28 protein-coding genes are annotated in these 26,500 nt (G+C 52.5%); 5 read left to right on the plus strand and 23 right to left on the minus strand.

Annotated elements, in window-relative coordinates; genetic code table 11:
- Nucleotides 1-31 precede the first annotated feature (31 nt).
- Both LOS79_RS08845 and LOS79_RS08850 read right to left on the minus strand, forming a co-directional pair.
- Nucleotides 32-955: a class I SAM-dependent methyltransferase gene (locus LOS79_RS08845; protein WP_315422088.1), complete on the minus strand. Its 924-nt coding sequence runs from the start codon at nt 953-955 to the stop codon at nt 32-34.
- 111 nt (nt 956-1,066) lie between these two features.
- The gene (locus LOS79_RS08850) at nt 1,067-2,443 is read right to left on the minus strand and encodes a sedoheptulokinase (RefSeq protein ID WP_315418297.1); all 1,377 of its coding nucleotides are present in this window, start codon (nt 2,441-2,443) and stop codon (nt 1,067-1,069) included.
- A gap of 139 nt (nt 2,444-2,582) precedes the next feature.
- Between LOS79_RS08850 and LOS79_RS08855 the strand changes: the two genes are divergently transcribed.
- Nucleotides 2,583-3,341, plus strand: a complete 759-nt coding sequence (locus LOS79_RS08855) for an SDR family oxidoreductase (protein WP_315418299.1) — start codon at nt 2,583-2,585, stop codon at nt 3,339-3,341.
- A gap of 60 nt (nt 3,342-3,401) precedes the next feature.
- Here the strand turns inward: LOS79_RS08855 and LOS79_RS08860 are convergent, their stop codons facing one another.
- The 5 genes from LOS79_RS08860 to nirB form a co-directional block, all read right to left on the minus strand.
- On the minus strand, nt 3,402-3,719 hold the full coding sequence (locus LOS79_RS08860; protein ID WP_315418302.1) for an iron-sulfur cluster biosynthesis family protein: 318 nt from the start codon (nt 3,717-3,719) through the stop codon (nt 3,402-3,404).
- 119 nt (nt 3,720-3,838) lie between these two features.
- Entirely contained in the window at nt 3,839-4,606 is a 768-nt protein-coding gene (cobA, locus tag LOS79_RS08865) for a uroporphyrinogen-III C-methyltransferase (RefSeq protein WP_315418305.1), read from the minus strand.
- Nucleotides 4,603-5,475, minus strand: a complete 873-nt coding sequence (locus tag LOS79_RS08870) for a formate/nitrite transporter family protein (protein WP_315418308.1) — start codon at nt 5,473-5,475, stop codon at nt 4,603-4,605. Before LOS79_RS08870 ends, cobA begins: the two co-directional genes overlap by 4 nt.
- Nucleotides 5,476-5,504: 29 nt before the next feature.
- Nucleotides 5,505-5,816 (minus strand): nitrite reductase small subunit NirD, encoded by a 312-nt coding sequence (nirD, locus tag LOS79_RS08875; protein WP_315422090.1) that lies wholly within the window; start codon nt 5,814-5,816, stop codon nt 5,505-5,507.
- An 18-nt stretch (nt 5,817-5,834) separates the two neighbouring features.
- Nucleotides 5,835-8,264, minus strand: a complete 2,430-nt coding sequence (gene nirB / locus LOS79_RS08880; protein ID WP_315418311.1) for a nitrite reductase large subunit NirB — start codon at nt 8,262-8,264, stop codon at nt 5,835-5,837.
- Between the two features lie 291 nt (nt 8,265-8,555).
- Here nirB and LOS79_RS08885 point away from each other — a divergent pair, with 291 nt between their 5' ends.
- Together LOS79_RS08885 and LOS79_RS08890 are read left to right on the plus strand one after the other, a co-directional pair.
- Complete coding sequence (locus LOS79_RS08885; protein WP_315418313.1) at nt 8,556-9,152, plus strand: ANTAR domain-containing response regulator; 597 nt, start codon at nt 8,556-8,558, stop codon at nt 9,150-9,152.
- Between the two features lie 11 nt (nt 9,153-9,163).
- Entirely contained in the window at nt 9,164-10,219 is a 1,056-nt protein-coding gene (locus LOS79_RS08890) for an anthranilate phosphoribosyltransferase (protein WP_315418315.1), read from the plus strand.
- Nucleotides 10,220-10,639: 420 nt separating this feature from the next.
- On the opposite strand, the gene LOS79_RS08895 is transcribed toward LOS79_RS08890, so the two are convergent.
- From LOS79_RS08895 to LOS79_RS08905, 3 genes are read right to left on the minus strand one after another with little or no spacing between them, the layout of a single operon-like run.
- Complete coding sequence (locus tag LOS79_RS08895) at nt 10,640-11,140, minus strand: DMT family transporter (RefSeq protein WP_315418317.1); 501 nt, start codon at nt 11,138-11,140, stop codon at nt 10,640-10,642.
- Between the two features lie 52 nt (nt 11,141-11,192).
- Nucleotides 11,193-11,891, minus strand: coding sequence for a Crp/Fnr family transcriptional regulator (locus LOS79_RS08900; RefSeq protein WP_315418319.1), 699 nt, complete (start codon nt 11,889-11,891; stop codon nt 11,193-11,195).
- A gap of 32 nt (nt 11,892-11,923) precedes the next feature.
- Nucleotides 11,924-12,349 (minus strand): DMT family transporter, encoded by a 426-nt coding sequence (locus LOS79_RS08905; protein ID WP_315418321.1) that lies wholly within the window; start codon nt 12,347-12,349, stop codon nt 11,924-11,926.
- Between the two features lie 203 nt (nt 12,350-12,552).
- On the opposite strand from LOS79_RS08905, the gene LOS79_RS08910 reads away from it, so the two are divergent.
- Nucleotides 12,553-12,927 (plus strand): VOC family protein, encoded by a 375-nt coding sequence (locus tag LOS79_RS08910; RefSeq protein WP_315418324.1) that lies wholly within the window; start codon nt 12,553-12,555, stop codon nt 12,925-12,927.
- Between the two features lie 146 nt (nt 12,928-13,073).
- Here LOS79_RS08910 and LOS79_RS08915 read toward each other — a convergent pair whose 3' ends face one another.
- The 5 genes from LOS79_RS08915 to LOS79_RS08935 all read right to left on the minus strand — a co-directional run bounded on the left by LOS79_RS08915 (nt 13,074) and on the right by LOS79_RS08935 (nt 17,792).
- Nucleotides 13,074-13,475, minus strand: a complete 402-nt coding sequence (locus LOS79_RS08915; RefSeq protein ID WP_315418326.1) for an NUDIX hydrolase — start codon at nt 13,473-13,475, stop codon at nt 13,074-13,076.
- Nucleotides 13,472-15,454, minus strand: a complete 1,983-nt coding sequence (locus tag LOS79_RS08920; RefSeq protein ID WP_315418331.1) for a TetM/TetW/TetO/TetS family tetracycline resistance ribosomal protection protein — start codon at nt 15,452-15,454, stop codon at nt 13,472-13,474. The genes LOS79_RS08915 and LOS79_RS08920 overlap by 4 nt, the downstream gene beginning before the upstream one ends.
- A gap of 9 nt (nt 15,455-15,463) precedes the next feature.
- Nucleotides 15,464-16,447, minus strand: coding sequence for an aldo/keto reductase (locus LOS79_RS08925; protein ID WP_315418334.1), 984 nt, complete (start codon nt 16,445-16,447; stop codon nt 15,464-15,466).
- A gap of 263 nt (nt 16,448-16,710) precedes the next feature.
- Entirely contained in the window at nt 16,711-16,890 is a 180-nt protein-coding gene (locus LOS79_RS08930) for a hypothetical protein (protein ID WP_315418335.1), read from the minus strand.
- A gap of 65 nt (nt 16,891-16,955) precedes the next feature.
- On the minus strand, nt 16,956-17,792 hold the full coding sequence (locus tag LOS79_RS08935) for a GNAT family N-acetyltransferase (protein WP_315418338.1): 837 nt from the start codon (nt 17,790-17,792) through the stop codon (nt 16,956-16,958).
- Nucleotides 17,793-17,936: 144 nt separating this feature from the next.
- On the opposite strand from LOS79_RS08935, the gene LOS79_RS08940 reads away from it, so the two are divergent.
- The gene (locus LOS79_RS08940) at nt 17,937-18,140 is read left to right on the plus strand and encodes a TOBE domain-containing protein (protein ID WP_315418341.1); all 204 of its coding nucleotides are present in this window, start codon (nt 17,937-17,939) and stop codon (nt 18,138-18,140) included.
- A 137-nt stretch (nt 18,141-18,277) separates the two neighbouring features.
- On the opposite strand, the gene LOS79_RS08945 is transcribed toward LOS79_RS08940, so the two are convergent.
- The 8 genes from LOS79_RS08945 to LOS79_RS08980 all read right to left on the minus strand — a co-directional run bounded on the left by LOS79_RS08945 (nt 18,278) and on the right by LOS79_RS08980 (nt 26,381).
- Nucleotides 18,278-18,619: a VOC family protein gene (locus tag LOS79_RS08945; RefSeq protein ID WP_315418344.1), complete on the minus strand. Its 342-nt coding sequence runs from the start codon at nt 18,617-18,619 to the stop codon at nt 18,278-18,280.
- 21 nt (nt 18,620-18,640) lie between these two features.
- The gene (locus LOS79_RS08950; RefSeq protein WP_315418347.1) at nt 18,641-19,927 is read right to left on the minus strand and encodes a sensor histidine kinase; all 1,287 of its coding nucleotides are present in this window, start codon (nt 19,925-19,927) and stop codon (nt 18,641-18,643) included.
- A complete protein-coding gene (locus LOS79_RS08955; protein ID WP_315418350.1) occupies nt 19,914-20,594 on the minus strand; it encodes a response regulator transcription factor in 681 nt (226 codons plus the stop codon). The genes LOS79_RS08950 and LOS79_RS08955 overlap by 14 nt, the downstream gene beginning before the upstream one ends.
- Before the next feature lie 22 nt (nt 20,595-20,616).
- Nucleotides 20,617-21,393 carry an ABC transporter ATP-binding protein gene (locus LOS79_RS08960; RefSeq protein WP_315418353.1) on the minus strand — a complete coding sequence of 259 codons (777 nt, stop codon included), beginning with the start codon at nt 21,391-21,393 and terminating at the stop codon, nt 20,617-20,619.
- A 43-nt stretch (nt 21,394-21,436) separates the two neighbouring features.
- Complete coding sequence (locus LOS79_RS08965) at nt 21,437-23,806, minus strand: ABC transporter permease (RefSeq protein ID WP_315418356.1); 2,370 nt, start codon at nt 23,804-23,806, stop codon at nt 21,437-21,439.
- A gap of 173 nt (nt 23,807-23,979) precedes the next feature.
- Complete coding sequence (locus tag LOS79_RS08970; protein WP_315418359.1) at nt 23,980-25,152, minus strand: alanyl-tRNA editing protein; 1,173 nt, start codon at nt 25,150-25,152, stop codon at nt 23,980-23,982.
- Nucleotides 25,153-25,155: 3 nt separating this feature from the next.
- Nucleotides 25,156-25,593, minus strand: a complete 438-nt coding sequence (locus LOS79_RS08975; RefSeq protein WP_315418362.1) for a GNAT family N-acetyltransferase — start codon at nt 25,591-25,593, stop codon at nt 25,156-25,158.
- A gap of 23 nt (nt 25,594-25,616) precedes the next feature.
- The gene (locus LOS79_RS08980) at nt 25,617-26,381 is read right to left on the minus strand and encodes a TSUP family transporter (protein WP_315418364.1); all 765 of its coding nucleotides are present in this window, start codon (nt 26,379-26,381) and stop codon (nt 25,617-25,619) included.
- Nucleotides 26,382-26,500 lie beyond the last annotated feature (119 nt).

Genomic DNA, 26,500 nt, shown 5'->3' on the forward strand with positions numbered 1-26,500 from the left:
CCGGGTGGAGAGGCATATTTGACATATATAATTACTTCTTCACTGCATGAATATAATGAATCGTCTCGAAGGCTGACAAATAATCATTCCGGCTGCTGAAGAACTTCTCCTGAATGTCTGCGGGCGACAAGTGCTCATAGATCAAGAGTCCCGCCTGTTCCAGCAGCTGTTCCAGTTCCCCGTACGCGAAGCAGGATTTCATCGGTTCACCACTGGCCGCAGCCAGCTGCACCATTTTCTCCACCCGGCCGGACAAGCCCTGCGTTTCAAAAAGTCCCTCATCTGCGTAATCAAAGACAATCGAGCTGCCGGAGGGCAGCACATGGAACAGATCCCGCAATAGGCTGGCTGTCTCTTCTTTGGTCAAATAGTAAGTGACACCAAGCAGAGTGAAGAAGGTTCTGCTCTGAAGATTGAACCCTTCAGCGGACAGCGCAGCATAGGAGAACCTGCGGGTGAAATCCATTGGAACGAAATGCAAATGACCGGGAATCTCCAGTTCAGCATCCAGCAGACGCTTCCGCTTAAAGGCTTGCGTAGCCGGGTAGTCCACTTCGAAGATCTCCGGCTGGTGGTCAGGAGACGAATGCCGGAGAGCAAAGGTATCCAGACCCGCTCCCAGAATGACAACCTGCCCCACGCCAAGTGCCAGCTCCCGCAGCAGTATTCCCTCACAATAAGCGGAGCGGCCCAGGGCTGTAGGTGAAAGCTGAACCTGCGTAATCCACTTCAGAACCGCTTCCGGATCATCTTGATACTGCAGCGCAAGCTCCGGATTGAAGAATGCAATCCCCTTAATCATATTCGCCCGGATCTCTGCGAACTCCTGCGCTGTAATTACAGCCTCCGCCATATAATCATCGAATATCTTCGGTGAATCATACCGGCTGTGATAGGCCCTGCCAAATGCTGATATTAACGAAGTCATACTGGATTCATTCTGCTTCAAATGGATATCCTCCCATACAAAATAAGGTTCCCCCGGCCGGGAGAACCTTATTATATACAGAAACTATTAATATGTAAATTATAGCATAAATAATTTATTTTGTCAATTAATTATATCTCATTTGCAGCTGCCTTGCAGAAAACTTCCCGCCTCCCGGAAGCTGGGGATGCCTCCGCTGCCGACAGCGGCATATAGTGCAGCTCCCGCTGCGGCTCCCTCCACTGCGGGTGCAAGCAGCAGCGGTAATCCGAATGTTGCCTCCGCCTTGGCACAGAGTGCCGGATTATTACGGAGAGCATTACCGGAACCTATAAGCCGTGAAAACGGCCTGGTTGTCTGCTTCTCCAGCACAGCCAGAAATCCGTGCAGCTCATCTACCATTCCTTGAAGAAAGGCATGGGTCAGACCGGCTGGAGTGAAGTTGTCCAGCGAGATCCCCGTTATGCTCCCGCGCTGCCCCGGGTCCGTTCTGGTTCCCAGAAACTGCGTGATCACACTTAAACCATCTATTGCAGGCTGCCTGTCCAGCAATGTCTTCATCAGCGGATACATTTCACCGGGATCATGACCGGTATACGCTGATATGAGATTGCGGTAAAAGACCTCAAGCAGCGCGTAAGATTTCCCTCCGCTAAGCGCCGCACCAACCAGCAGCACACCGCCGCCCGGGTAAGGACGTACCTCCATTGAAGAGGGAGCTGAGCTGTATTCAGGCAGCCACGCCGACAGCTGGCTGCCTGTGCCGATATTAATCAGCACGGAAGTCTCCGGCTGCGGGACACTGCCGGTGAAGCTGGCCTGATTGTCCCCAAGTGAAGGGTACACAGGAATTCCCTGCGTTGTAACTCCGAGTGCCGTCCCCGAAGGGACAACCCGGGGCAGCAGTGCTACATCAATACCTGCCTGTTCAAGCGCTATCCGGTCGAAATCCCCCTTATCATGGCTGAAACCGCCGATCCCGGCTGACTGTGTGGCATCCATCAGCGGCACAGGAATGCCTGCCAGCTTCACCGCTATATAATCAGCAATCGTACAGAAGCTGGCCGCTTCCGGCGGCACCAGTCCACAGCACTGGTTGTAATAGTGAGTCGCCAGCCCGTAACCGGGAGCAATGCTATAGCCGGTCAGTCTGCTGATCTGCTCTGCATAAGTGAAGCTGTAATCTCCTTCATAGGGCAGAGCCCCTCTGCCATCCTGCCAGGTATACAGCGGACTGCACGCATTGCCCGTCTGGTCAATATATACAATTCCATGCATCTGTCCGCTGATGCCGATTCCTGCAGCATCCGGTGCAAGCGACAGTAAACTGCCAAGAATAGCTTCTGCCTGCCGCAGCATAAGTTCCGGCTCCTGCAGACGCTCCCAGACCTCCGTCCTGCTAGAAGGAGTACTTGCCTGCTGTTGCGTAATGGAATGCAGGATAGTCCGGGTATCCAGATCGTAGAGCAACCCGGAGATAGTAGTTGTTCCGATATCCAGACCGATTGTTATCATGTACGCCATCCTCTGCTTGTTAATATGTCTTCTATGTTAAACTTCTGTGCGGCAGAGCGTCAACCATACGCATAATTCCTCAGAAATCCAATGATACTAGACCAGTCAGAGTTTGAACCTTAAATCAGGAGGCGTTCATGTGAGAATTCAGAATAAAGTGGCCGTAGTTACCGGAGCCGCATCTGGGATGGGCAAAGCGATTGCACTGCTCTATGCCAAAGAAGGAGCTAAGGTGATCGTAGCGGATATTCATGAGGAGGCTGCGGAGGCAGTAGCCAAAGAGATCAGAAACAGCGGCGGAGAAGCAACCGCAGTGAAAGCAAATGTTGCTGAAGAAGCCGATATTAGTAACATGATCGATACCGCTGTGTCGGCTTACGGCACCGTCGATATCCTTGTAAACAATGCCGGAATCATGGATAATTTTGAACCGGCAGGTGATATCGATGACGAGAGCTGGAACCGTATATTTGCAGTGAATACAACCTCCGTGATGCGGGCAACACGTAAGGTTCTCCCTATTTTCCTGGCCAAAAAGCAGGGTGTAATCCTCAATGTTGCCTCTGTAGGCGGACTGTATGGTGCCCGGGCAGGTGCAGCTTATACGGCTTCCAAGCATGCGGTTACCGGATTTACCCGGAATACCGGATTCATGTATGCCCAGGCGGGCATCCGCTGCAATGCCATTGCACCAGGCGGTGTGGAGACCAATATCGGTTCTACGATGACGCATATCAACGAATTCGGGATGGGCCGCACCCAGCCGGGAATGGCCCTTAATCCGCGTATGGGTAAGCCCGGGGAAATCGCACAGCTTGCCTTATTCCTTGCCTCAGATGAAGCCAGCTTCATTAATGGAGCAATTGTGACTGCCGATGGCGGCTGGACAGCATACTAAAAAATCCCCACAAAGTGGGGCTCCAGCTGCGATAATTACTCAGGTACTTTGCATGCATGCTTATCTTCGGTCATCAACACGGATATTCGAGCCGAACAAGGTGGAGTCGCTCGTCAGCTTATAAGCGGGATACCCCGCTTCCGCCTCAAGCTTCATGTTCTCATCGAACAGCGATTCCTGCTGGCGGTCACAGATGAATGTGAAGGGTTCGGTTTGAAAAACAATATCCGTCGGCAAGGGTTCACTTACAATCCGGATAACGAGTACGCCGTTGCAGCCGCAGTCCTCGGTGTCATAGAACATTTTGAATTGGCCTGGCTTTCCGGCCAGACTCTCCGTGAGCCGCTCGGTGGTGAGCGGGTTAAGTTGTATCTGCATTCCGCATTCCTCTCCTTCAAGTCACAATTTATGTCTGACATTACTATAACACATTCAAAGCAGGCGTTAACAAATACCGGAGAAGAGCCGGTAATGTTAACGCCTGCTAATCTTGTTCTTCAGCCTATCTGCGAACGGATCATTTGCTCCAGGCTGAGCAGCTCTTCTCTAACCTTGACCACCTCGCCGATGACGATCAGGGCCGGATTGCTGATCTTCATTGCGGCAGCCAGCTTGTCAATCGTGCCAAGCGTACCGGTCACTGTCCGCTCCCGCACTGTTGTCCCGTTCTCGATCAGTGCGGCAGGCGTCTGCGGATCCTTGCCGTACTTCAACAGCTGCCCGCAGATTTCACCCAGTCCGCTGACTCCCATGTAGATCACAAGGGTGTCAACACCATGCGCAAGGGCATCCCAGCGTACCGGTGAACCCTCACCGTGGCAACGGCTCCCGGTCACGACGGCGAAGGAAGCGGCAAGTCCGCGGTGCGTCAGCGGAATGCCGGCTGACGCGGCTGCACCTATGGCTGAAGTAATCCCGGGGATAACTTCATAAGGAATGCCAGCAGCAGCTGCAGCCAGCGCCTCTTCTCCGCCCCGCCCGAACACGAACGGGTCGCCGCCCTTCAGGCGGACCACATGGCAGCCTGCGGCAGCATACTGGAGCATCAGCTGCTCAGTTGCTTCCTGCGGCATGGAATGCTGTCCCGGCGCCTTGCCGCAGTAGATACGGAGGCAACCGCTTGTTGCATAGGCCAGCAGCTCATCATTCACCAGGCGGTCATACAGAATCACATCTGCACACTGTATGCGCCGCAGTGCCTTAACCGTAATCAGCTCGGGATCACCCGGACCAGCACCAACGATGGAAATGCTCCCCTGCTTCATAGGCTTTTCTCCAAGGCAGCCGCGCCTGGGATTACCGGTTCTCCGCGTCCCGGTGCCGGATCTGCCGCTGAAGCAGCGCCGGTCTTGAAGTTTTTTTGCGACAGATACAGCAGAATGCCAGTGAACAGCACCCCTCCGATAAAGTTACCGAGCAGAACCGGTACACCGTTCCAGATCCACCAGTCGCTGAAGCTAACCTCCGCACCAAGCATCATTCCCGCAGGGATGACGAAGAAGTTGACTACGGTATGCTCGAAGCCCTGTCCGAAGAAGGTCAGGATCGGCAGCCACATGGCCAGGATTTTACCGGAGGTGGATTTGGAGGTCAGCGCCATTACTGCACCCAGTGTAACCATCCAGTTGCAGAGCACCGCCTTGATGAACACAAGCGCCATCCCTTCAGCACCCATATGCTTATAAGCCGTTGTCTTCGCTTCACTCGCCGTGATCAGTGTCTGAATCAGCGGATTCGACATATCTGTTCCCATCTTCGTAATCGTTAGTCCGTACAAGACGGCATAGATTGCACAGCCGATTAGATGCCCGATGATGACCCAGAAGAAATTACCCATCATCCGTGCTGCAGTAGTTTTCTTCTCAAGTACAGCCAGCGGAACCAGCGCAAAGCTGCCGGTAACAAGCTCAAGCCCCAGGAGAATAATCATTACAAACCCTACCGGAAAAAGAATCGCCCCTGCCATCGGGATTGACGTCTGGGCAGTTGCTGTAAAAGCCAAAGTTGTGGCACAGGCCAGAATGGCCCCGCCAAGGCCGCCGCGGACAATAAGCTGCATAATGCTGAGCTCCGCTTTCGTTGTACCTGCTTCAATCATGGAAGACAGCACTTCACTTGGTTTCACGTAGTCCATTATGAATCCCCCTTTTCCAGCCGGATGATTTAGATCGTTAAATACAAGCTGCCTGTGGCCGGATCAACCTCCACCTCATAGGTAGTTACATGTCCAGTATCAGGTGCCAGAACAGTGCCGCTATGGAGATCTATGCGCCAGTCATGAAGCGGACAATGAATACTCGAGCCGCAGACCATGCCTTCAGACAAAGCTCCGCCTTTATGCGGACATCTATTCTCCACCGCACGCACTTCACCGCTGCTTAACCGGAATAAGGCTATTTCGGTCTGACCCACCCGCAGCTTGCGTGATCCTTTGATATCGATATCCTTCACATTTCCGATGAGCATTTTGGTCATTGTCATCTTGAGGCCCCCTTAGACTGTCTCCGGCGAGAGAATCGGCTCGAAATTTTTGCGCAGCTCCGGTGTATTCACGATTTGCTTCCACGGATCGGTCGTGAGACTGAGTGTATGGCGGATCCGCTCCTGCAAGGCCAGACGTTCCTCACGGGACTCCAGCGCCTGCTTGATACTGTCAAGGCCGACACGTTCCACCCACTGGGCGGTACGTTCATTCCAGCCGGCATTCTCCCGGTAATATTGCAGGAATGCACTGGCCCATTCCATGACTTCATCATCCGTCTTCACTACGCACAGCAGATCCGTCGCCCGGACATTAATCCCGCCGTTGCCGCCGATATGCAGCTCCCAGCCGCCGTCAATGGCGACCACACCAAAGTCCTTGATCGTCGCTTCAGCGCAGTTGCGCGGACAGCCGGATACGGCCAGCTTCACTTTACCCGGGGCATTCAGCCGTTCAAAAGCCTGCTCCAGCCGGATTCCCATACCGATCGCATCCTGTGTGCCGAAACGGCAATAGGTGGAGCCGACGCAGGTCTTCACCGTGCGGAGCGTTTTGCCGTAGGCATGGCCGGAGGGCATATCCAGCTCCTCCCACATCTTCGGCAGGTCTTCTTTCTTCACGCCCAGCAGATCAAGCCGCTGCCCGCCTGTGAATTTGACCAGCGGAACATCGAACTTCACGGCAACCTCGGCAATCTTGATCAGTTCGGCCGGGGAGGTAACGCCTCCGTAGATCCGCGGTACCACAGAGTACGTTCCGTCCTTCTGGATATTGGCATGATAGCGCTCATTGGTGAATCTGGATTCATTCTCATCCACATATTCCGCAGGCCAGAGCATGCCCAGATAGTAGTTCAGTGAAGGGCGGCATTTGGCACAGCCTTCTTCATGACTCCAGTTCAGCACATTCATGACTTCCTTGACAGTCATCAGCTTCATCCGCTTGATTTCGGCTACGATCTCATCCCGTCCAAGTGTGGTACAGCCGCAGATCCCCTCCTTGACTGTCACGGCAGCCTCACCGGCGTACAGCTGAAGCAGTCCTTCCACCAGCGGTTTACAGCCGCCGCAGGAAGCGGAAGCTTTGGTGCAGGCTTTGATCTGTCCCACACTGGTGCAGCCGCCGGAGGTAATCGCCTCGGCAATTGTCCCCTTGGTCACTCCGTTGCAGCCGCAGATAATTTCATCATCCGGCATTCCTTCCAGCCGGTTCCCCTTGGGTGACGCCAGCGCATCCGGGGAGATCCCGAGCAGCAGCTCCTTCTCTCTGCCCTTAATATTCTCGCCCTTCTTAATTAGGGAGAATAACTCCGCACCATCACTGGTATCTCCGAAAAGCACAGCACCAACCAGCTTCTCATCCCTGATCACCAGCTTCTTGTACACACCTTCTGTCTCATCCTGGTAGCGTAATGACTTGGTGCCGTCCATCTCGGTAAACTGTCCGGCCGAGAACACATCGACACCGGATACTTTCAGCTTGGTTGAGGTAACTGAGCCAGCATAGCCTTCCGTAGGGACACCTGCCAGTCTTTTCGCGAGTACAGCCCCCTGTTCATATAGCGGAGCCACCAGTCCATAAGCAATGCCCCGGTGCTCCGCGCACTCGCCGACGGCATAGATGCCGGGCAGATTAGTCTCCATATAATCATTCACAAGAATTCCCCGGTTGACCGCAATTCCGCTGGTCCGGGCCAGCTCCACATTCGGCTTGATGCCTACAGCCATGACGATCAGATCCGCTTCAGCCGTCTCACCGTCAGCGAACAGCAGGCCTTTGACTCTTTTTTTACCAAGAATCGCTTCCGACTGCTTCTTCAGCAGGAATTTCATCCCCTGGGCTTCCAGCTCCTTGCGCAGCATGACGGCAGCCGCCTCGTCCAGCTGACGCTCCATAATATAATCATGGATATGGACCACCGATACCTCCATGCCCAGATGCAGCAGCCCTCTTGCCGCCTCCAGTCCGAGCAGGCCGCCGCCTATGACTACTGCTTTGCTGTATTTTTGCGACACCTCCTGCATGATTTGGGTATCCTTGATATCACGGAAGGCGATTACCCCCTCCTTCTCCGCTCCGGGAAGCGGCAGCATGAAGGGATTGGACCCGGTTGCCAGAATCAGCTCATCATAATGGGCAGTGATGCCTTTGTCCGTATGGACTTTGCGTTCTTTAGTATCAATTGCGGTTACAGTGTGTCCCGTATACAGCTTAATATTGAAGCTTCTGTACCATTCCAGATCGTTAATGACGATCTCATCCAGACTTGTACCGCCTGCCAGAACAGAGGATAACATGATCCGGTTGTAGTTCGGATACGGCTCTGCTCCAAAAATCGTAATTTCATAAGCCTCCGGTGCCAATTTGAGCAGATGCTCAAGCGCCCGCACCCCCGCCATCCCGTTGCCGACCAGAACCAGTTGTTTGCGTAAAGCTGTCATGGATCTCTCTCCTCTCCAGGTAAACAACAGAAATAGCCCGCTCCACTCCGCCCGGAAAACATACATTTCCCGTTGCGAGATAAGTGAAAGCAGGCGCCATTGCCGCTTCAGCCGGATACATCGTTGTATCCGCAGAATTGATAAATTTGTTACACCGACTATACTACAGCCATCTGCACTACGTCAATAATTATGACATATTAAATTTTATTATTTTAATTCATCGACAAAATTACGTAATTCGTGTTATATAATATTACATAATCAATAATAAAGGAGCGTCATCAACCTATGCATTCCCTGCTCGTGATTGATCCTGACAGAACAGAGAACTCCGCAGAAGCACGCTCCTCTCCAACTCCCGACAGTCTTTTGAGCTCCTGCGGTTATGTGATATATTCCGCTGCAACGGAGCAGCAGGCTGTTTCCCTGGCCGGCGATGCCGATGCCTTCATTCTTCATCTGCCGGTTACCGAAATCAACGAATGGAGAGCTGTACTGGTTCAGCAAAAGATTGCACCGGTTCTCTGGTGGTGCACCGCGCGGACCGCTACCTTATCCGTCTCTGCCTGCGGTGACGATATTATGGTCGACGGAATCCTATCCCCGGCGATGCAGGCCCGGGAGCTTCACTGGATTCTCCATTTCAGCTCCAGGCAAAGCTTCGAGCGCCAACAATGGCTGAAGGAACGGGAACAGCTGCTGTCCCGGATTGAAGAACGCAAGTGGATCGATATGGCCAAGGGCATTCTGTCCAAAGCCAAGAACATCAGCGAATCAGAAGCTTACGATCTGCTGCGCAAGCAGGCGATGAATGAACGTAAACGGATGGTGGATGTCGCTACCTCGATTGTCAAAGTGTATCAGCTGCTTCAGGACCAACACTAAGGAGAACCCATATGATTAATATTCTAAAAGAAGTGGCCCGCGGCAAACGCGGCTCGACGGATTTAAGCTACGGGCAGGCCGAGTATGCAGCTGAGGCCATTCTCGGTCAGACTGCCTCCCCAGTCCAGATCGGCGCTTTCCTGATCGCGGAACGGATGAAGCTGGAAAGTCTGGAGGAGCTCGAGGCATTCGTGGCGGTCTGCCGCAAGTATGCCCTGCGGGAGCCTGTGCAGCAGGGGATTGATTGTGCCGGACCATATGACGGCAGGCTGCATTCGTTCATTGCCACGTTTCCGGTGGCTTTCCTTCTATCCGCTGCCGGTCTGCCGGTCACGCTGCACGGCTCCCCGTCTCTGCCGCCGAAACGGGGGATTACGCTGCAGGATATTATCCGCGAAGCCGGAATTGATATTGCCGGGTTAAGCCGCGATAATGCAATTGAAGCTGCTGCTACGAGCGGTGTGCTGTTCGCGAAATCTGAACAGTGGTGCCCGCCTCTGGGAGCGCTGCGCGGACTGCGTGAAGATATCGGAGTGCGTACAATATTCAATACAGCGGAGAAGCTGATTGATTACGCCTGTTCACCTTATATTGTATTCGGAATATTCCACAATACGGTATTCGACCGTATTTCCCGGCTGATTGTGAAGCTCGGCTATCAGCGCGGCCTGGTCGTCCAGGGCATGGAAGGCTCGGAGGATCTGTATATTAACCGCCCGAACCGCGTATACCGCATTCAGGACGGCTCGGCTGAGCTCGACCTTATTGATCCGGAGTCGCTTGGACTGGAGGTGCCTGTTCCCGAGGTTGAATGGACTGCAGGGAGGCAGCTGCGTACCGCAGTGGAAGTACTGCAGGGCGGCGGCCATCTGGCCTTCTATAACCAGACGCTGCTGAACGGCGCAGCCCGGCTGCATACGGCCGGCCGGGTTAACTCCATCGAGGAAGGCGTCTATACCTGCAAGCATCTGCTGGATAACGGCCAGGCTTGGGAGACCTATACGAAGTGGCGCAGCGCACTGGCAGGCCGCAGCCCTAGCACAGCAGCTTCTGCCCGGCGGGGATAAGGTCCGAATGGTTTGGGAGCAGGTCGGATTACGGCCTGCTTGTTGTGCGTGCAATGGCCCGGCAATGGGCGAAACCGCCCGGACAGCTGGCTGCTATTAAGCATGCAGCCAGTCAGGCCAGGTCTTCAAGTACATAGTATAGCGTTACGGACTGGAGAGACGTTAAAATGTGGAAAGGTGCCTGAATGCTAGCCTTACGGACATCAGCGTCGTTATTTCGTCAGTAAAGTGTAGATATCACGTGAAAAGCGGCGAATAAGGTCTGTCATGTCCGTAAACCCGCCAAATAGGCCGAAAATGTCTAAACAACGGCTGTGGTGTCCGTAGTACCCGAAGCTTCCGACAAAAGGTGTTCGTGTTGGACTTGGGTACAATCAAAAAAACGTGCAATCCGCTATTCCGCGGTGCACGCCTCTTCCATTAATCGATATGAAGCGCACTGCGCTGCTTGACCGCGCCGGACGCTTCCTTGGCATCAGCTTTACTGCTGCCGCCTAATTTGAACACCAGGATGCCCCCGACGATAATGAGCACGCCGATCAGCTGGTTGAACGAGAACGGAACCTTCTCAAGGCCCAGCCATCCGAGCGAATCCCAGAGCAAAGCGAAGCCGAGCTGGGCGGTCAGAACAATCGAGATTGCATAGGTGGCGCCGAGAATTCTGGTGGCCTGCACCAGGCAGATGACAACCCCCACCCCGATCATTCCGCTGAACCAGTACCAGGGCTGCATATGCTGCAGCGTGAACATGTTCTTCCCTTCCATAATCAGCCCCATGATCAGGGATGCCGCGAAGCCTGTGCCGAGCACCAGCGTTGTTGTTGACCAGGAGCCTGTGTGTTCATTGACCTTGGCGTTAAAAATATTCTGCAGACTGACCAGCGCACCGGCGATCAGCGAGAGTAGTATTCCTGCTAACATATGTGTTGCTCCCTTGTGTGTAAGTTTGGTAATTGTTCAATTACAGCGCATGTCATTCGTAGATATTCCGGCTTGCCAGCGCCGACAATCCCTGCCGGTCCTTGACCAGAATCGCCCCCGGGCGCCGTTCAGTCAGGCCTTCCTGGGAGAATCTCCGGAGAACCCTGTTCAAATGCCTGTAGCTGGTGCCGATGAAATTAGCGGTATCCACCAGATTGATTGTATTCAGCTGCCCTGTGAACTGCGGATCAGATTCATCATACGAGATAGACAGCAAATAGCTGGCGAGCCGCACATCCACCGGATGCATCAGGTTCAGGCTAAGAAAGTTGGATTTGCGGTAGAATTTCTCAGTAATAATCTCCAGCAGAAAATGCAGGAGCGGCGGGTGATCCTTCGCATACTGGTCCAGCCAACGGTACGGGATCGCAATCATGTGCACGGGGGAGACAGCTTCAACCGTATTCAGCAATTCCGTCTTTTGAATATATTCAACATCACCGATCAGCTCCAGCGGGGTCTTGAACGAAATAATCAATGTCCGCCCCTCTGCCGAGGTGGTGTAGATCTTAAGCTTCCCTTTGACCAGCACGTAGAGCGTGCTTGACGGATCTCCTTTGGAACAGACAGTCTCGCCCGGCTCGTAGCTTTGCAGCGTCAACAGCGGCAATAACCGTTCTGCGAAAATCCCGGCCAGCTGCTGCTTCAGCAGATACGCTTGTAATAAGCCGGCATCTAAAATTTCCTTCATGGTACAAGCTCACCTCCGCTTCACCTAAGCCGTCAGAACTTCAGTACAACCACACCCAGAATCATCATCGCGATGCCGATGAACTGCGGCAGCTTCATCTTCTGCTTGGCAACCCCGAACCAGCCCTTGCTGTCGATAATGAAGGTCAGGCATAGCTGGGCAATCAGCAGAGCAGAGATGGTAAAGGTAACACCAATGCTCTGAATTGCAGTAACCTCACTGAAAATTACGAACGCGGCAAAACCGCCGCCTATCAGATATAACGGATTGCTCTTCCGGAAACCATGCTTCTTGCCGTCCCGGACGAACAGCGCAATAGCCAGTGCCATAACGAACCCGGTGAACTGGGTGATCGTCGCTGCCTGCCACGTTCCGATATCCTGGCTGATCCGCGCATTAGCCACCCCTTGAAGCGTAATACAGGCCCCGCCCAAAAATGCAAAAATAATTCCTTTCATCTCTCTCTCTCCTCTATACGATCTGCTCTGATCTAATTAAAATCCAGTTTGCCGGATTGGGGAAGGACATATGTCCTGAATCTTAAAAGTCTCTGCTGTAATACGGCAGCAGGACTTGTATTTATTCTGATTTGAGGCGATGATAACAAAGCAGGCTCCGGGCTTGTCCCAAACAAACATTTCACCTAAGGAGTGTTCAAATTATGATTAACCAAATCGGCCAAGTTATGCTGTATGTGAATGACCAGGACGCATCCAAAGACTTTTGGACAGAAAAGCTGGGGTTTGAGGTGCTCGCGGATGAAACTGATGGTCCGGTGAGATGGATTGAAGTAGCTCCTAAAGGCGCCGCAACCAGTATCATACTTCACAACAAGGCGTTCGTTGCCCAAATGAATCCGGACATGAATCTGGGCACACCTTCACTGATGTATTTCACTGACAAATTTGATGAGCTTTACAGCGATTTTCAGAATAAGGGCATTACCGTAGGTGATATAGTCCAGATTCCTTCCGGACGGGTGTTTAACTTTGCAGACAATGAACTGAATTACTTCGCGGTGCTGGAGAAAAAGTAAGCTCACTGCCTAAACTGAGCCGAGAGCAGCGTTAAAGGTCATAAAAAAGCCCGTTTCAAGCCGGAAAAACGGCCTGGAACGGGCTTTTTGCTTAGACAAACAACATCTATCAATCCAATGCCTCATGGCGCTAATCCTGCAAGTGATCAGGACAGCAGCTCCAGCTCCCGCAGCTTATCCATAATGATCACACTGACAGCCGACACACGATCGATGTCCGCATAAGTCAGCCAGGCTAATTCCTCAATTTCGGATGCCGGCTGCAATTCTCCGGTATACTCTGCAGTCAGGCATGTCATTCTGACCAGCACGCCTTCCGCTTTACCATGAGCCGGAGCTTCAAAGCTTCCGAACTCAGCGATTGTCTCCGGAATAATCTGCACAGACAATTCCTCTTCAATTTCACGGATCAGCGTCTGCGCATCACTCTCACCAGGTTCACGTTTGCCTCCAGGGAAATAATACGTATCCTTCCCTTTTGAGCGGGCACCAAGCACCTTGCCGTCCACTATGTAAATCCAGGCGATTTTATCAATATGTCCAGTCATTGTTGTATCTGCTCCTTCTGTTTGCGTACTGTGATGTGCATATGGCTCTCCGCCTCCTCCCAAGGCACCGGATAAGCCTGGCCCTTGGCACAAAAAATAGAGGTGGACGAGTATACCGGATCAGCATTTTTATTATAATTCCGCTGCTTAATGACAGTAACTGTCTGGTGGCAAGGCTGGTAACCAGCCACTCTAAGTGACAGTGAGCCTTTGCCTTGTGTCATAGAGGCCAGCCTGACCCCGTAATTCATGAAGGTTGCTACGGGAACAGTGCCGGTTATTACAGCCTTGGATTCTGTAAGCTCCGGCGGAAGGAAGCTGCCGCTCGCCTGCTGGATATCACTCATTACTTTTCCCACGTAATCCGGATCTATCCTTATCTTCAGCTCATAGACCGGCTCCAGCAGCAGGTTCTCAGCCTGCTCCAGCCCCTGGCGCAATGCCCGGAGTGCAGCTTCCCGGAAGTCCCCGCCGCTCGTATGCTTATTATGCGCTCTCCCGCTCAGCAGGGTAATCTTCAGGTCGGTAAGCGGTGAGCCGGTCAGCAGCCCGTGATGTCCGCTCTCCAGCAAATGCTGCCCGATCTGATGCTGGTATCCCACCGCCAGATCATCCGGATGGCAGCTGTTGATATACACTATCCCGCTGCCCCGCTCACCCGCCTCCAGCTTCAGATGCACCTCGGCATAGTGGCCCAGCGGTTCGAAATGTCCGCAGCCGTATACGGTATCGGCAATCGTCTCCTTATAGAGAATCTCCGGCGGACCGAAAGCTACCGCTATCCGGAACCGTTCTGCCATAATCTGCTCCAGAATCTCCAGCTGAATGCCGCCCATCACATGAATATGCAGCTCCTGCAGCTCTTCATCCCAGCTTACATTCAGTGACGGATCTTCCGCCCCCAGCTGGCCAAAGGCATGCAGCAGCTCCTTCAGATGCACCGGCGGCGCGAATAGGACTTTGGATTTCAATGTCGGGATCAGACCGCTGCCCTGAGCTTCCTGCAATTCTCCGGCACTCGTGCCGGGAAGGGCTTCGGACAGGCCGGTCACCGCGAACAGCTCTCCGGCCGCGGCCCAGTCAGCTGAGCTGTATTTAACGCCATTATATTTGCGGATTCCAGTGACACGCTCAGATAACCTCTCCGGTTCAGCGCCGTAGGCGAGATGCTCTCTGTTCTTCAGCACGCCTTGAAGGGCTTTGATATAGGTGATGCGCGTGCCCTTCTCATCATGGCGGACTTTATAGACTCTTCCGGCAAAAGGCTGCTGGTAATCATACTCCGTATAGGCCAGCTTGTCCAGATACTCCAGAAATTCATCCACTCCCTGGTCAAGCAGGGCAGAACCTTGCAGGCAAGGGAAGATCTCTGCACGTTTCACCATCGCCGTCAGTGCACTCCAGGTTGCCGCATCAGTCAAATCCCCTTCCAGAAAAGCTTCCAGCAGCGAGTCGTCACGTTCGGCAATGAAGGACTTCAGCTCCTCGCCTAATGCTTCTTCCGGGTTCGGAGGCAGCAGCAGAGCATCCTTGCTTAGCAGCTGCCTGATCTCATCCAGCACCCGCAGCGGGTTCGCGCCGGTACGGTCGGTTTTATTAATGAAGAATAAGGTTGGAATGTTATACTGGCGCAGCAGCTGCCATACGGTTTCGGTATGGCTCTCCACACCTTCCACTGCGCTCAGAATGACTACTGCATAATCCAGCACCTGCAGGCAGCGCTCCATCTCGGGGGAGAAATCCACATGGCCTGGAGTGTCCAGCAGGAAATAACGGGATTCCTTGTACTGAAATTCTGCCTGATCGGCAAAAACGGTGATTCCGCGCGCTTTTTCAATCTCATGGGTGTCCATGAAGGTATCCTGATGATCTACCCGGCCCCGGCTGCGGATCGCTTCCGTATGGTAGAGCAGTTGCTCGGCGAAGGTCGTCTTGCCGGCATCTACATGGGCAAGCAGTCCGACAGTAATATTGTTCATATGGTAAGGCTACACCCCTCCACGGATATGCGGAGCAACCTCAGAGCGATAAAATCCGCTCAGCCGCTCCATTTCAGTTGAACTGAAAGCCGGAACCTCTGATGCTGCCAGATTATCCGCCACCTGAGCCTCATTCTTGAAGCCCGGAATCACACAGCTGACAGCCGGATGATCGAGAATCCAGCGCATCGAGGCTCTGGCCATATTGCCGCGCCCTCCGGCAATCCATTCCAGCTGGCGGGCCAGCCGGACCCCTTCAGCAAACGGCAGACCGGAGAAGGTCTCACCAACATTGAACTGCTCTCCATTGGCATTGAAATGGCGGTGATCATTCGCCTGGAAGGTACTGCTCTCCTTGAATTTGCCGGTCAACAGTCCGCTGGCCAGCGGCAGCCTGACCAGAATTCCTGCTCCGCGGGTAGCAGCACGCGGCAATAATTCCAGTGCCGGCTGCTGGCGGAACAGATTGAAGATAATCTGCAGCGCGGCAACACCCGGATAGTCCAGACACAGCAAACCTTCCTCAATCGTTTCCACACTGACGCCGTAATGACGGATTTTGCCCTCGGCCTTTAGCTGGTCCAGAGCTGCGAACACACTGCCGTCACGCAGAATCTCTATTGGCGGACAATGGATCTGATACAGATCAATCGCTTCCCGCTCCAGACGGCGCAGGCTTTGCTCGCAGTATTCACTAATGCGGCGGGCGGAATAGTTATCCGGATCATGGATATCTCCGGCCCGGCAGAATTTAGTAGCAATATGTACTTCGTCATGTTTGCCTTTAGTTGCTTTAGCCAACAGCTCTTCGGCATGACCTGCACCATAGACATCGGCGGTATCGAAGAAGTTCACTCCCTGCTCCATCGCCAGCTGCAAGCCCTTTAATCCATCCTCATCGCTGCTGTTGCCCCAGTCACCGCCAATGGCCCAGGTGCCAAAGCTGACTTCACTTACAGTTAAGCCTGTGTTCCCCAGCTTGCGGTATTTCATCGCCTAAACCTCCGTTTGAGATTGTGATAGATTGCACATTGCAATAGACTCTGCGAAACCGTTAACAACTTATCTTATTATGAACGGTTTGTGCAGTGAGGTCCAGTCTGCGGGCGGCGCTACTGATTGGCGCTGAAGATTGGACGATACATTCATCCAGGATGAATGCAGTATGATTCACAACTTCCTGCGTACTAGAAATTAAACAGGCAGACGGAATGAAAGATTCCGCCTGCCCCAGCCATCTGATCTTAATTCGTTAGTCACCTTGAAGAGTGGTCCTCATTGTTCGACTGGTAGAAGGCGATTCCCCATACAAGTACTACCAGTGGAATAAATACAAACCACGGGAGGGTGATCGTCTTTCCGATTACAAATGAAATAGCCAGCAGGATGACCACTACGATGATGGAGTACAGCATACCTCGTCCAAACGTTTTCATGAGTTTCCCCTCCTGTCACTGGGTTATATTGTATATTAACCACTGAGCCGAAGTTCACGCTCATCTCAAGATTCAATCACAAAAGCAAACACCGGATAGCTCTCCACAGGCTGGAAGCCCAGTTTAAGTGCCAGCTTATGAGAAGCTTTGTTCTCATGTGTTGTTTCCCATAACGGCTGCCGGCCTTGCCCAAGATAGTAACGGATCAGTGAACGCGCTGCAAGCGTTGCATATCCCTTCCCCCGCTGCTCTTCCGCATAGGTATCCACATCTATGAAATATCTGCTGTTCACGGTGAACCCGTTATTTTTACAGACTGAAACAAGCTGTTCTCCCGCTCTAACGACAGCCCCTATAGTAGTCAGCCCTCCGAACCGGTTATGAACTTCAAAATGAACCTCATCCTGATCTTCAAGAAGCGGAAATTTCACGAGATCCACAGTAACCCTAGCAGCTGCGGAATCTGCACTGATACTGGCACTTTCCTCTTCCAGCCGCTCCAATTGTTCAAACTTCTCCCGGCCGAATTCATACACCGATTCCATATGCCTGTGCACCTTCAACCCCTCAAGCCCGGACATCAGCAGCTCGGTCCATGCCTCAGAATCTTCTGTGTAGATCTCGAACCACTGCTCACCATGCAGCCTGCATACAGGAATTACTATACTCTGCAAAAAAGCCGCCAGCCCGAGCCTTTGCTCCGCCGAACGAATCTCACCGGCAGCATACATCCATCTTCCTGTAGCCCACACAACTGCCAATGCTGGTGCTGCTGCACAATCTGTGAATACCCTGCCCGGATAGCTTCCCAGCAGAACTGCCATTGCCGGAATATGCTGCTGCTTCTTATCGAAGAAAGCTTTAACCGCAGAATAATCCTCAAGCTTCAATTCAATCATCATATAACACCTCTACATCTATCATTGTTACCGTTTACTTTCAAACTCTATTATGCTTTTTGCCAAAACGTTTGTAAATATATTGTAGATTATCGTTATATTTAGTATTGTTTAGTTATATCCTGTATATGAAAGGAAAGTGAGCAAATGAAGATCAGCGCCAGAAACCAGTTTGAGGGAACCGTAATATCGATTGAAGAAGGACAAGTTAATGCGAAGATTGTAGTGGATACCGGCGGCCAGAAGCTCACCTCAATTATCTCAGTGGAAGCACTTCGCGACTTGGAGCTGAAGGAAGGTTCTCCCGTTACAGCCGTCATCAAAGCTTCTTCTGTACTATTGATGGCGTAAGCTCCAGAAGCACCATCATCAGCTGATATTCGCAGTACACAAAAGGACCTGATCCGGCTGTCCGCTGCTGATCAGGTCCTTCAGTGTATCCGTTTCATTTCAACAGCCGCAGAAATGAATAGATGTAACCAGTATTATTACTTCTCATCTTCCTGGTACACAGCAATACGGTTGCCGTCCGGGTCAAGGAACCACACCGAGTAGGCTCCCCACGGTTTCCTTTCGGGCGGTGCGATGATCTCTATTCCGGGGATTTCCCGCAGCAGCCGCCCGTATAGCGCATCAATGTCCGGGGTACTGAATGATAACCACACATTCCTTACCTTTGCTGCGGTTACGTTACCTGGATTGTAAACGGCAATCTTACTGAATCCGTAGTGGCTGCCTTCAACTAACGGCTCCTCTTGCAGGACCTTTGAGTAAAACCCTGCAAGTAAAGGGGCATCATCGGTCTCTATACATACTCCGCTAAACTTCATAATTCATCTCCTTTATGGCTTTCAATACCGCAGCACCAGCACGAACCGCATCCCCCGCTCCAGCGGCTCCGCATAGATATCCCCGCCCATCTTCTGCAGCAGCTGCTTGCAGATGAACAGTCCGAGGCCGTTGCCCGGCTTCCCGTCTGCATTCGAGCCCCGCCAGAAGCTGGTGAAGATATACGGCAGCTCACCCGGCAAGAGCGGTTCCCCGGAATTCTCAATGACAATCAGCTGCCGGTAATCCTCTTCCCGGAAAGTGATGCGTATGGATAGACCATCGCCGTATTTGATCGCATTTTCAATAAGATTATTCATAACCTCAAGCAGCCTATCCTGATCTCCCAGCAGCAGTTTATCCGCATACGCTTCTATCTGCAGGTCAGTCTTCAGCAGCGTAAGCCGCTCCTTATGGGTATGGATAACCGCCCGGATCAGCCCGCTGATATAGAACTCTCCGGGAACAATTTCAATATTGTGCAGGGAGGATACGGAGGCGGTAATGATCCCGCCGATCAGCTGTTCTATCTGCTCCGCTTTTTGGCCGATGAGCCGGGCGGCTGCCCGCCGTTTCTCCTCATTGTCGTAGAGCCCGCCGTCCAGTGCACTGGCATAGAGCCGGATGGCGGCAACCGGTGTTTTGAGCTCATGTGACAGCGAGGCAACGAGGGTCTGGCGGTCTTTTTCCAGGCGGAGATTGGTCTGCTTCTGGCCCTCCAGCGTCTGCCGCAGCAGGTCCAGCCCCCATACGAACCGGCCGAAGAACCGGCTCCGGTGCTCCTTCATGCCTGTATTCACTTGTCCTCTGGATAGTTCAAAAGGCAGCTCCTGAAGTGTATGGAACGGCTGCAATATTTGCTTCCGGATATAGAGCAGCCCCCCGGTTAATGTGCCCAGCGCGGCCAGCAGTACCAGATTCAGCAGCAGATACAGACGGCTGCTCCGCTCGGGCAGTGTATAGTCGAAACGTACATAACCACTCAGCGAAGCCCCCCGGTAGACCGGCTTAACTGTGAATTCCGCATCATCCGCAGCCCCTTTGCCGGCAAAAAACGGCTCCACCGCCTCTGGCCCCGCAGACGCTCCAACCCAGCTTAATTTGTTCACATATGTATAACCGCCTTGCTTAAGAACAATATCCTCCGGCTTCTGCCCTTCGTTGATCCGGCTCATCATCCGGTTGACCTCTACGCGGTAGGCCTTAACAGGAGCTGAGGCATCCCGGGAGTATACATATCCGTTCAGAACGGCAATCCCTATGAATCCGGCCAGTATCGTCCAAAGAATCAGCCGGTCAAAGACCTTCATATTTGTATCCTACTCCCCAGACGGTGATAATCCGCTTCGGCTCCTTGGGGGTATGCTCGATTTTGTCACGCAGCTTATTGATATGTACAGTCAGGGTTGATGGCTCGCTGAAGCTGTCTGCCCCCCAGACCTGCTGGAACAGCCAGTCTTTACGCAGCGCCTTACCCTTATTACTCATAAGCAGCACCAGCAGCTCATATTCCTTCACAGTCAGCATAAGCGGCCGACCGTCTTTGATTACCTGCATCGCCGCCCGGTTCACGGTCAGATCCCCGTCAGCCAGCAGCTGCTTGTTGTCGTTCATGTCGTAGCTGCGGCGCAAGTGAGCCTTGACCTTGGCGGTCAGCAGATTTGCCGAGAACGGCTTCTCCATATAATCATCCGCTCCAAGCTCTAAGCCGATAATTTTGTTATCGTCGCCATGACGTGCACTCATGATCAGAATCGGCAGATTGAACTTCTCCCGGACAAGCCGGCAGACTGTGAAGCCATCCTGCTCCGGCAGCATAATATCAAGCAGCAGCAGCTTAACCGGATGCTCTGCAAGATAGGCCAGCCCTTCTTCCCCGCTGCCGGCAATCACTGCCGAATATCCCTCCACCTGCAAAAAATCACCAATCACCTCCGCCAGCTCAGCATTGTCTTCAATAATCAGAATATCTGTCATGGCCTTCTCTCCCTGCTGCTTCTTACCAGCCCATCTCCATCAGCCAGCCCGTCAGGCTGTGTTCCCGTTCCCTTGAACCCTGCTCCGGCGAAAATTTGCCCAGGATATGCTCACCCTGAATATTGCCGTCTACCATATATAGAACCTTATCACTCTGTGCGGCTACCTTCACGTCATGCGTCACAATCATCAGCGTGGTCCCTTCACGGTTAATCCGGCACAGCTCGGTCATCACTTCCTGGGCTGCTTTGGAATTGAGCGCCCCTGTCGGCTCGTCAGCAAACAGCATCGCAGGCTCATTAATCAATGCCCGGCAGATACAAGCCCGCTGCAGCTGTCCGCCGGATACCTCTGTAATGTCATTGCCGGCTGTTTCAATAATGTTCAGCTTGCGCATCAGCGCATCGGCAGATTGGTTCACCTCACTCCGGCTGCGCCGGGCTCCTGTGCCGGATAAAGCCTGGTAACCTGATAGAATAATATTATCATAAACGGAGAGATTGCTCAGCATATGCATTTGCTGGAAGATGAATCCCATCCTGTGCAGCCGCAGCTCAGCCATCCCCTTCTCAGAGAGCCCGGAGAGACTCTGGCCGTCAAACACCACCTCACCCGCCGTCAGCCGGTCCATTCCGCTGACCGTATACAGCAGTGTGGATTTGCCTGAGCCGGACGGCCCCATCACCGAGACGAACTCCCCTGCATGAAGCGTCAGATTGATATTCCGCAACACATTATTCTGAACCTTGTTGACAATATACGTTTTACATAAATTCGTTACTTGAAGAACTGCTGTCATTATTGTATTCCTCCTCAGGTGGATTCTTCCGGTTTACTCCGGTTTATTCCTTATTCATATTCCAGACCTGTACCCGCTTAATCTGGCCGCAGCTCGTAAATACCGCCAGCATGACGACTGCAAGGATCAGCAGCGGATAGAGCACATAGACCTGAAGCGGTACAATATTGAGGTCCAGCTTCGTTAAACCGAATATTCTAAAGACCATTCCAAGCAGCCGTCCGCCAAGCGTATTGGCTGCAACAACACCAAGAATTGTGGAAGCCGCCATAATAATCAGAATACGCAGTATCTGCCATTGCCGGATGGCTGAATTCGTGAATCCGATACTCTTCATCACTGCAATACCGTGTACCTCCTTCGTAATCAGCAGCCGGACGAACAGACTGTTAATGAAGAAGGTAATGATACAGATAACTGCAGTGAGCAGAGCATTGATGCTGCGCAGCTGGCCCATGAAGCCTCCGGTGATCTCTCCCAGCATTTCGAACGAGGTTTTAAGGTTCAAATCGCCCAGCTGCGCCTGAATTTCCTTGGCAATCCCTGCTTTCTGATCTTCCGGTGCGTTGATATTCCCCGAGAATACATAAGCGTTGACGAGCTGCGGGTCATAGTCACGGGCAATCCAGACCGCATAACCCTCGTTCGAAATACTTTGGAATAATCCGGTAATAAGATAAGTGCTTAGTTCACTGTCTATTTCGAAATCAATTGAATCGCCTATCTGCTTGCCGTACTTTTCAGCCATAATGGTAGTTATCGCAATTTCATTCTTCAGAACCGGCGCCGTCCCTTCCAGAATGGAAACGGATGTATTCAGGTCATTCTTCTGTCCATTGACCCGGCGGTTCTCTTGTCCGTTATCCGAAATATACTTGGTTCTCAAGGTATAATTGGCGGAAAGCGTTACATCGAAGCCCTTCTCCCGCAATTTCTGTGTAATCTCAGCCTTCCGGTGCTCAAGCTCTGAGGTAGAAAAGTCGCCAAGCACCGTCTGGCTGTACAAATCTGCCTCGATCGTACCGAAATACTCCAAAAACTTAGGAGTAACGATCGTATTCGTCAGATTCACCGGAATAAGCATAATAGCTGTGCTCAGGATCAGTGTCAAAATGAGCGAGGTGTAGCTTTTCAGACGGTTCAGGACATCACTCAGCGCGAGAAATAAGGGGGCAGGCAGGAACCGGCTTGTATGCAGATGAATTCTGCGTGAAGCCTTGAAGCGTTCACCGGTTTGGCCATACCGGATGGCATCTATTGCTGAAGCTTTATTAATTTTGCGCATACAGAGCAGACAGAACAGCAGGATGAAGCCGATCATAGCCACTGTACTGAGAGCTGAAATAATGATGCTGGTGCTGCCGCCGGGCATAATCATATACTGCGAAGTCCTGCGCGACATCAGACCGGTAAGCGGCAGACTAATCCCTAGACCCGCAGCACCCCCAAACAGGGAGAGACCCATATATTTCGTTAAATACAGCCGTTTAATGGCTATGCTCCTGAACCCGGTCGCTTTCATTATGCCAATCTCCTTGTATTCATCCTGGAGGGTAGAGACAATTGTGAACCGGAGTGTAAGCAGCGCAATGAAGATCAGGAACAGGCTGATCGCGAACATCATCGCAGAGATAATGCGGTCCGTCATATAAGCCATGGATACCAGCGACTTGTCGACCTCAAATTTAACCGGAAGATCAGCACCGGCGAAGACGTTCGAGAGTTCAGCCGGGGCCACACCAGGCGCTGCGGTGAAGCTCCAAAGACTAAGTAAGGTATCATCCGGCAGCTGCTTTTCAATCCCGGTGAAATCTTCAGCTGTAATCATCATGCGTTTGAGGCCCAGCAGATCCGCTCCCATGTATGCATCCTTGAAATAGCCGCTGACGGTGAAAGTTTGTCTGAACTCTCCGAGCTGAAGTGTAATTTTCTCGCCCTGCTGAACCCCGCTGCTCAGCATCAGGCTGGCCGGTAGTCCAATCTCCCCCTGATGAAGCGTGTACCTCTTATCGTCCTCTCCGAAGATCAGATTCACCTGATCCGGGATGCCGGACAGCACTATACTTGTATTTCCGGAAAAGCCGGTCCGGCCCTCAGGCAGGCCAATCTGATTCAGTGTTAAGGGAATTTGCTTCGAGGTATAGACGGCTGCGACCTTCGGCTCATCCTTCACCCAGTTCTGAATGTCTGCCGTATATCCGGGCTTATTCTCCACTGTAATATTCAGGTCTGCTACTTTACTGCCTGTAATGAAGCTGTCCAGCGCTTTTGAGGTGGAGTACATCAGGCTGGAACTGCTTGCGACTAGCGTTGAAGCCAGGGTAATCAGCACCAGTAGAACCGTATTCATGACCTTTTTGCGCCGCAGGTCTTTTTTTAGAATTTTCAGGAACACAATGAATTCTCCTTTCATGAAGCTCATGCCCTGAGTATAAAGCAGCAATTATTAATTAATCCTTAACTCTGCACCTAGAAAACAGAACAAATTCACCCACCAGGGCGAGCCTCGGCGGGAGCGTACTCCTTTTCACTGCTGCAATGAAAAAAGAGCTACGGATTCCTCCATAGCTCTTCATTTACTGTATATTAGAACTGTCTTTTGGCAAAATCATAGAAGGCCTGGGCCTCCTCCCGCGACGGGAAACCGGCTTGGGCCAGCTTGTCACTGCCGCCGCCCTTGCCCTGGAAGCCGCCCAGATGCTCCTTAAAGAATGCTCCGCAGGATATTCCGGCTGCTCCGCTTTGCGCAAGCACCGCCTTGTTCTCAGCTTCTGTAAGCAGCAGAACGGGCAGCTCGGTTAGCGCTGTTAGCTTCGTTGCCAGACTCTGCAGATCCTTAAGTGTTCTGGTGTCAGAGACATGCGTTACTACCCGGCTGCCCGGCTCCGTCTCCGACAGAATTTCTCTGGCCAAGTACAGATCATTCTGTTCTTTAACCGCAGTCAGCTCGGCCTGCAGCAGCTTCTGTTCCTGCTCCCACTTCCCTATCCTGTCCAGAATCTCATCCTTGCCGGTATTGAATTTGGCGGACAGCTGGGCCAGAATGCGTACATGGTCATTGAACTCGTCCAGCGCCCGGCCTCCGCATTTGAAGGTGACCCGGATATTGCCCTTCTGCTTCTCGGACCGCAGCAGCTTGATCATGCCAATCGCTCCGGTTGAAGACACATGTGTACCGCCGCAGGCATTATGCTCCACACCTTCGATCTCCACGATCCGGATATTCTCGGTCACCTTCGGCAGCTTCACGAGCGGCAGCGCAGCCATTTCCTCAGCCGTAACAAAGGTACTGGTGATGCTGCGGTTCATGTAAATATGCTTGTTAACCTCGTGCTCGGCCTCCGCCAGCTGTGCCGCTGACAGCTCCGGCAGCTGGATATCGATCGTGGCATAATCGCTGCCCAGATGGAAGCTGAGCGTCATTGCCTCGTACAGCTCGCGAAATACCGCCGAGAGCAAATGCTGGCCGCTGTGCTGCTGCATATGGTCGAATCTCCGGCTCCAGCTGATCCGGCAATGAACCGCAGGCTGTTCCGGCAGCTGCGCCACCTTATGCAGCACCTCGTCCCCTTCCAGTACCACATCCAGCACCGGAATCTGTCCTATGTAGCCTGTATCACAGGGCTGTCCGCCCCCATGGGGATAGAAGGCAGTCTCAGCAAGCGTCACGTAGATTCCGTCTTCACGCTCTAATGACCCGCTGATTGTGGTGCTCCATTCCTGCAAATAAGCCGATTCATAATACAGCTTTCTGGTCATGGCTTACGCTCCCTCCCCGTCCGTCTCAGCCGCGGGAGTGAAGAAACGCTCCATAACAACGTAATCCTTGCCGCCCTTGCTGAACACCTGCTCTGTAGGCTTCATTCCGAATTTTTTATAAAAACCGGCTTTATACGTCCGCGCATTGCAATAAATCCGTTCTACCCCTGCCTGCTCAGCTTCCTTCAGCACGGTCTGCAGCAGCTTGCTGCCATAGCCTTGACCCTGCTCCAGCTCCAGCGTAGCGAACTTACGGAACTGCGCCTCCTTGCCCGTGATAAACAGGGATAATACGGAGACAAGCTGCTCTCCCCTAAACAGGCCATAGTGTACTCCCAGCTCATCATCGGCAAGCTTAATGTAATCCGGCTCACGCTCCGGCCACATGACTTCATGCCTCAGCTTCCAGGCTTCTTCCTTATGTATTCTTCTGATTTCCATCTCATCCACTCCAATAGTTGTACTTAATGCATCGTATCCCAAATTTGCTTCCCGATCAATATGACAGTGACTGTAATGAACAGCGGGCGGATATAGGCAGCCCCTTTACGGATGGCTAATCGGGAACCGAGTACGGCACCGAGCACCATCGGGATACCCAGAATGAGGCCATAGGTGTAACTGACCGAACCGAGGGCGATAAAGGTAAGCAGACTCGTAATATTGCTGGTAAAATTAAGCATTTTGGCATTGCCGGCGGCTGTCACGAACTCAAAGCCCATCATGAGGAAAGCAAAGATCAGGAACGATCCGGTGCCCGGGCCGAAGAAGCCGTCGTAGAAGCCGATTACCAGCGCAGCAATAATTCCGGTCAGCCGTGCGCGGCTGTCACTGCCGGAGAAGGTGGACACGTCGCCCCATGCTTTTTTGAATAAAGTGTAAATTGTGATCACCACCAGCATGACTATAACCAGCGGCTTCAAAAATTCTGAGGGTACCTGCCGGACCGTAAGTGTACCCGCCAATGCGCCGATAATAGATAACGGGATCAGCGTCCGGACCAGCTTGAAATCAATTTTACCGGACCGCAAGAAAGAAGCCGTACTGGTCAGCGAGCACATCGTCCCGGCCAATTTGTTGCTGCCCAGCAGCAGAGGAAGCGGAATCCCAGCAGCGAGCAATGCCGGTATGGCAATCAGACCGCCGCCGCCTGCCACAGAATCAATTAATCCGGCCAGAAATCCGCAGACAACTAATAAAATAATCATGCCAAACGTCCAATCATCCATCCAGCGGTACTCCTCCTGCTATGTACTTTTCATTTGTTTTCAGTAAACAACATTCAGCATACACGACTTTGCCGGGTTGTACCATAGCTTTATGCAGAGCGCATTATACTTCCGGTATG

Source organism: Paenibacillus sp. MMS20-IR301 (assembly GCF_032302195.1).
Taxonomy (GTDB): Bacteria; Bacillota; Bacilli; order Paenibacillales; family Paenibacillaceae; genus Paenibacillus_AQ.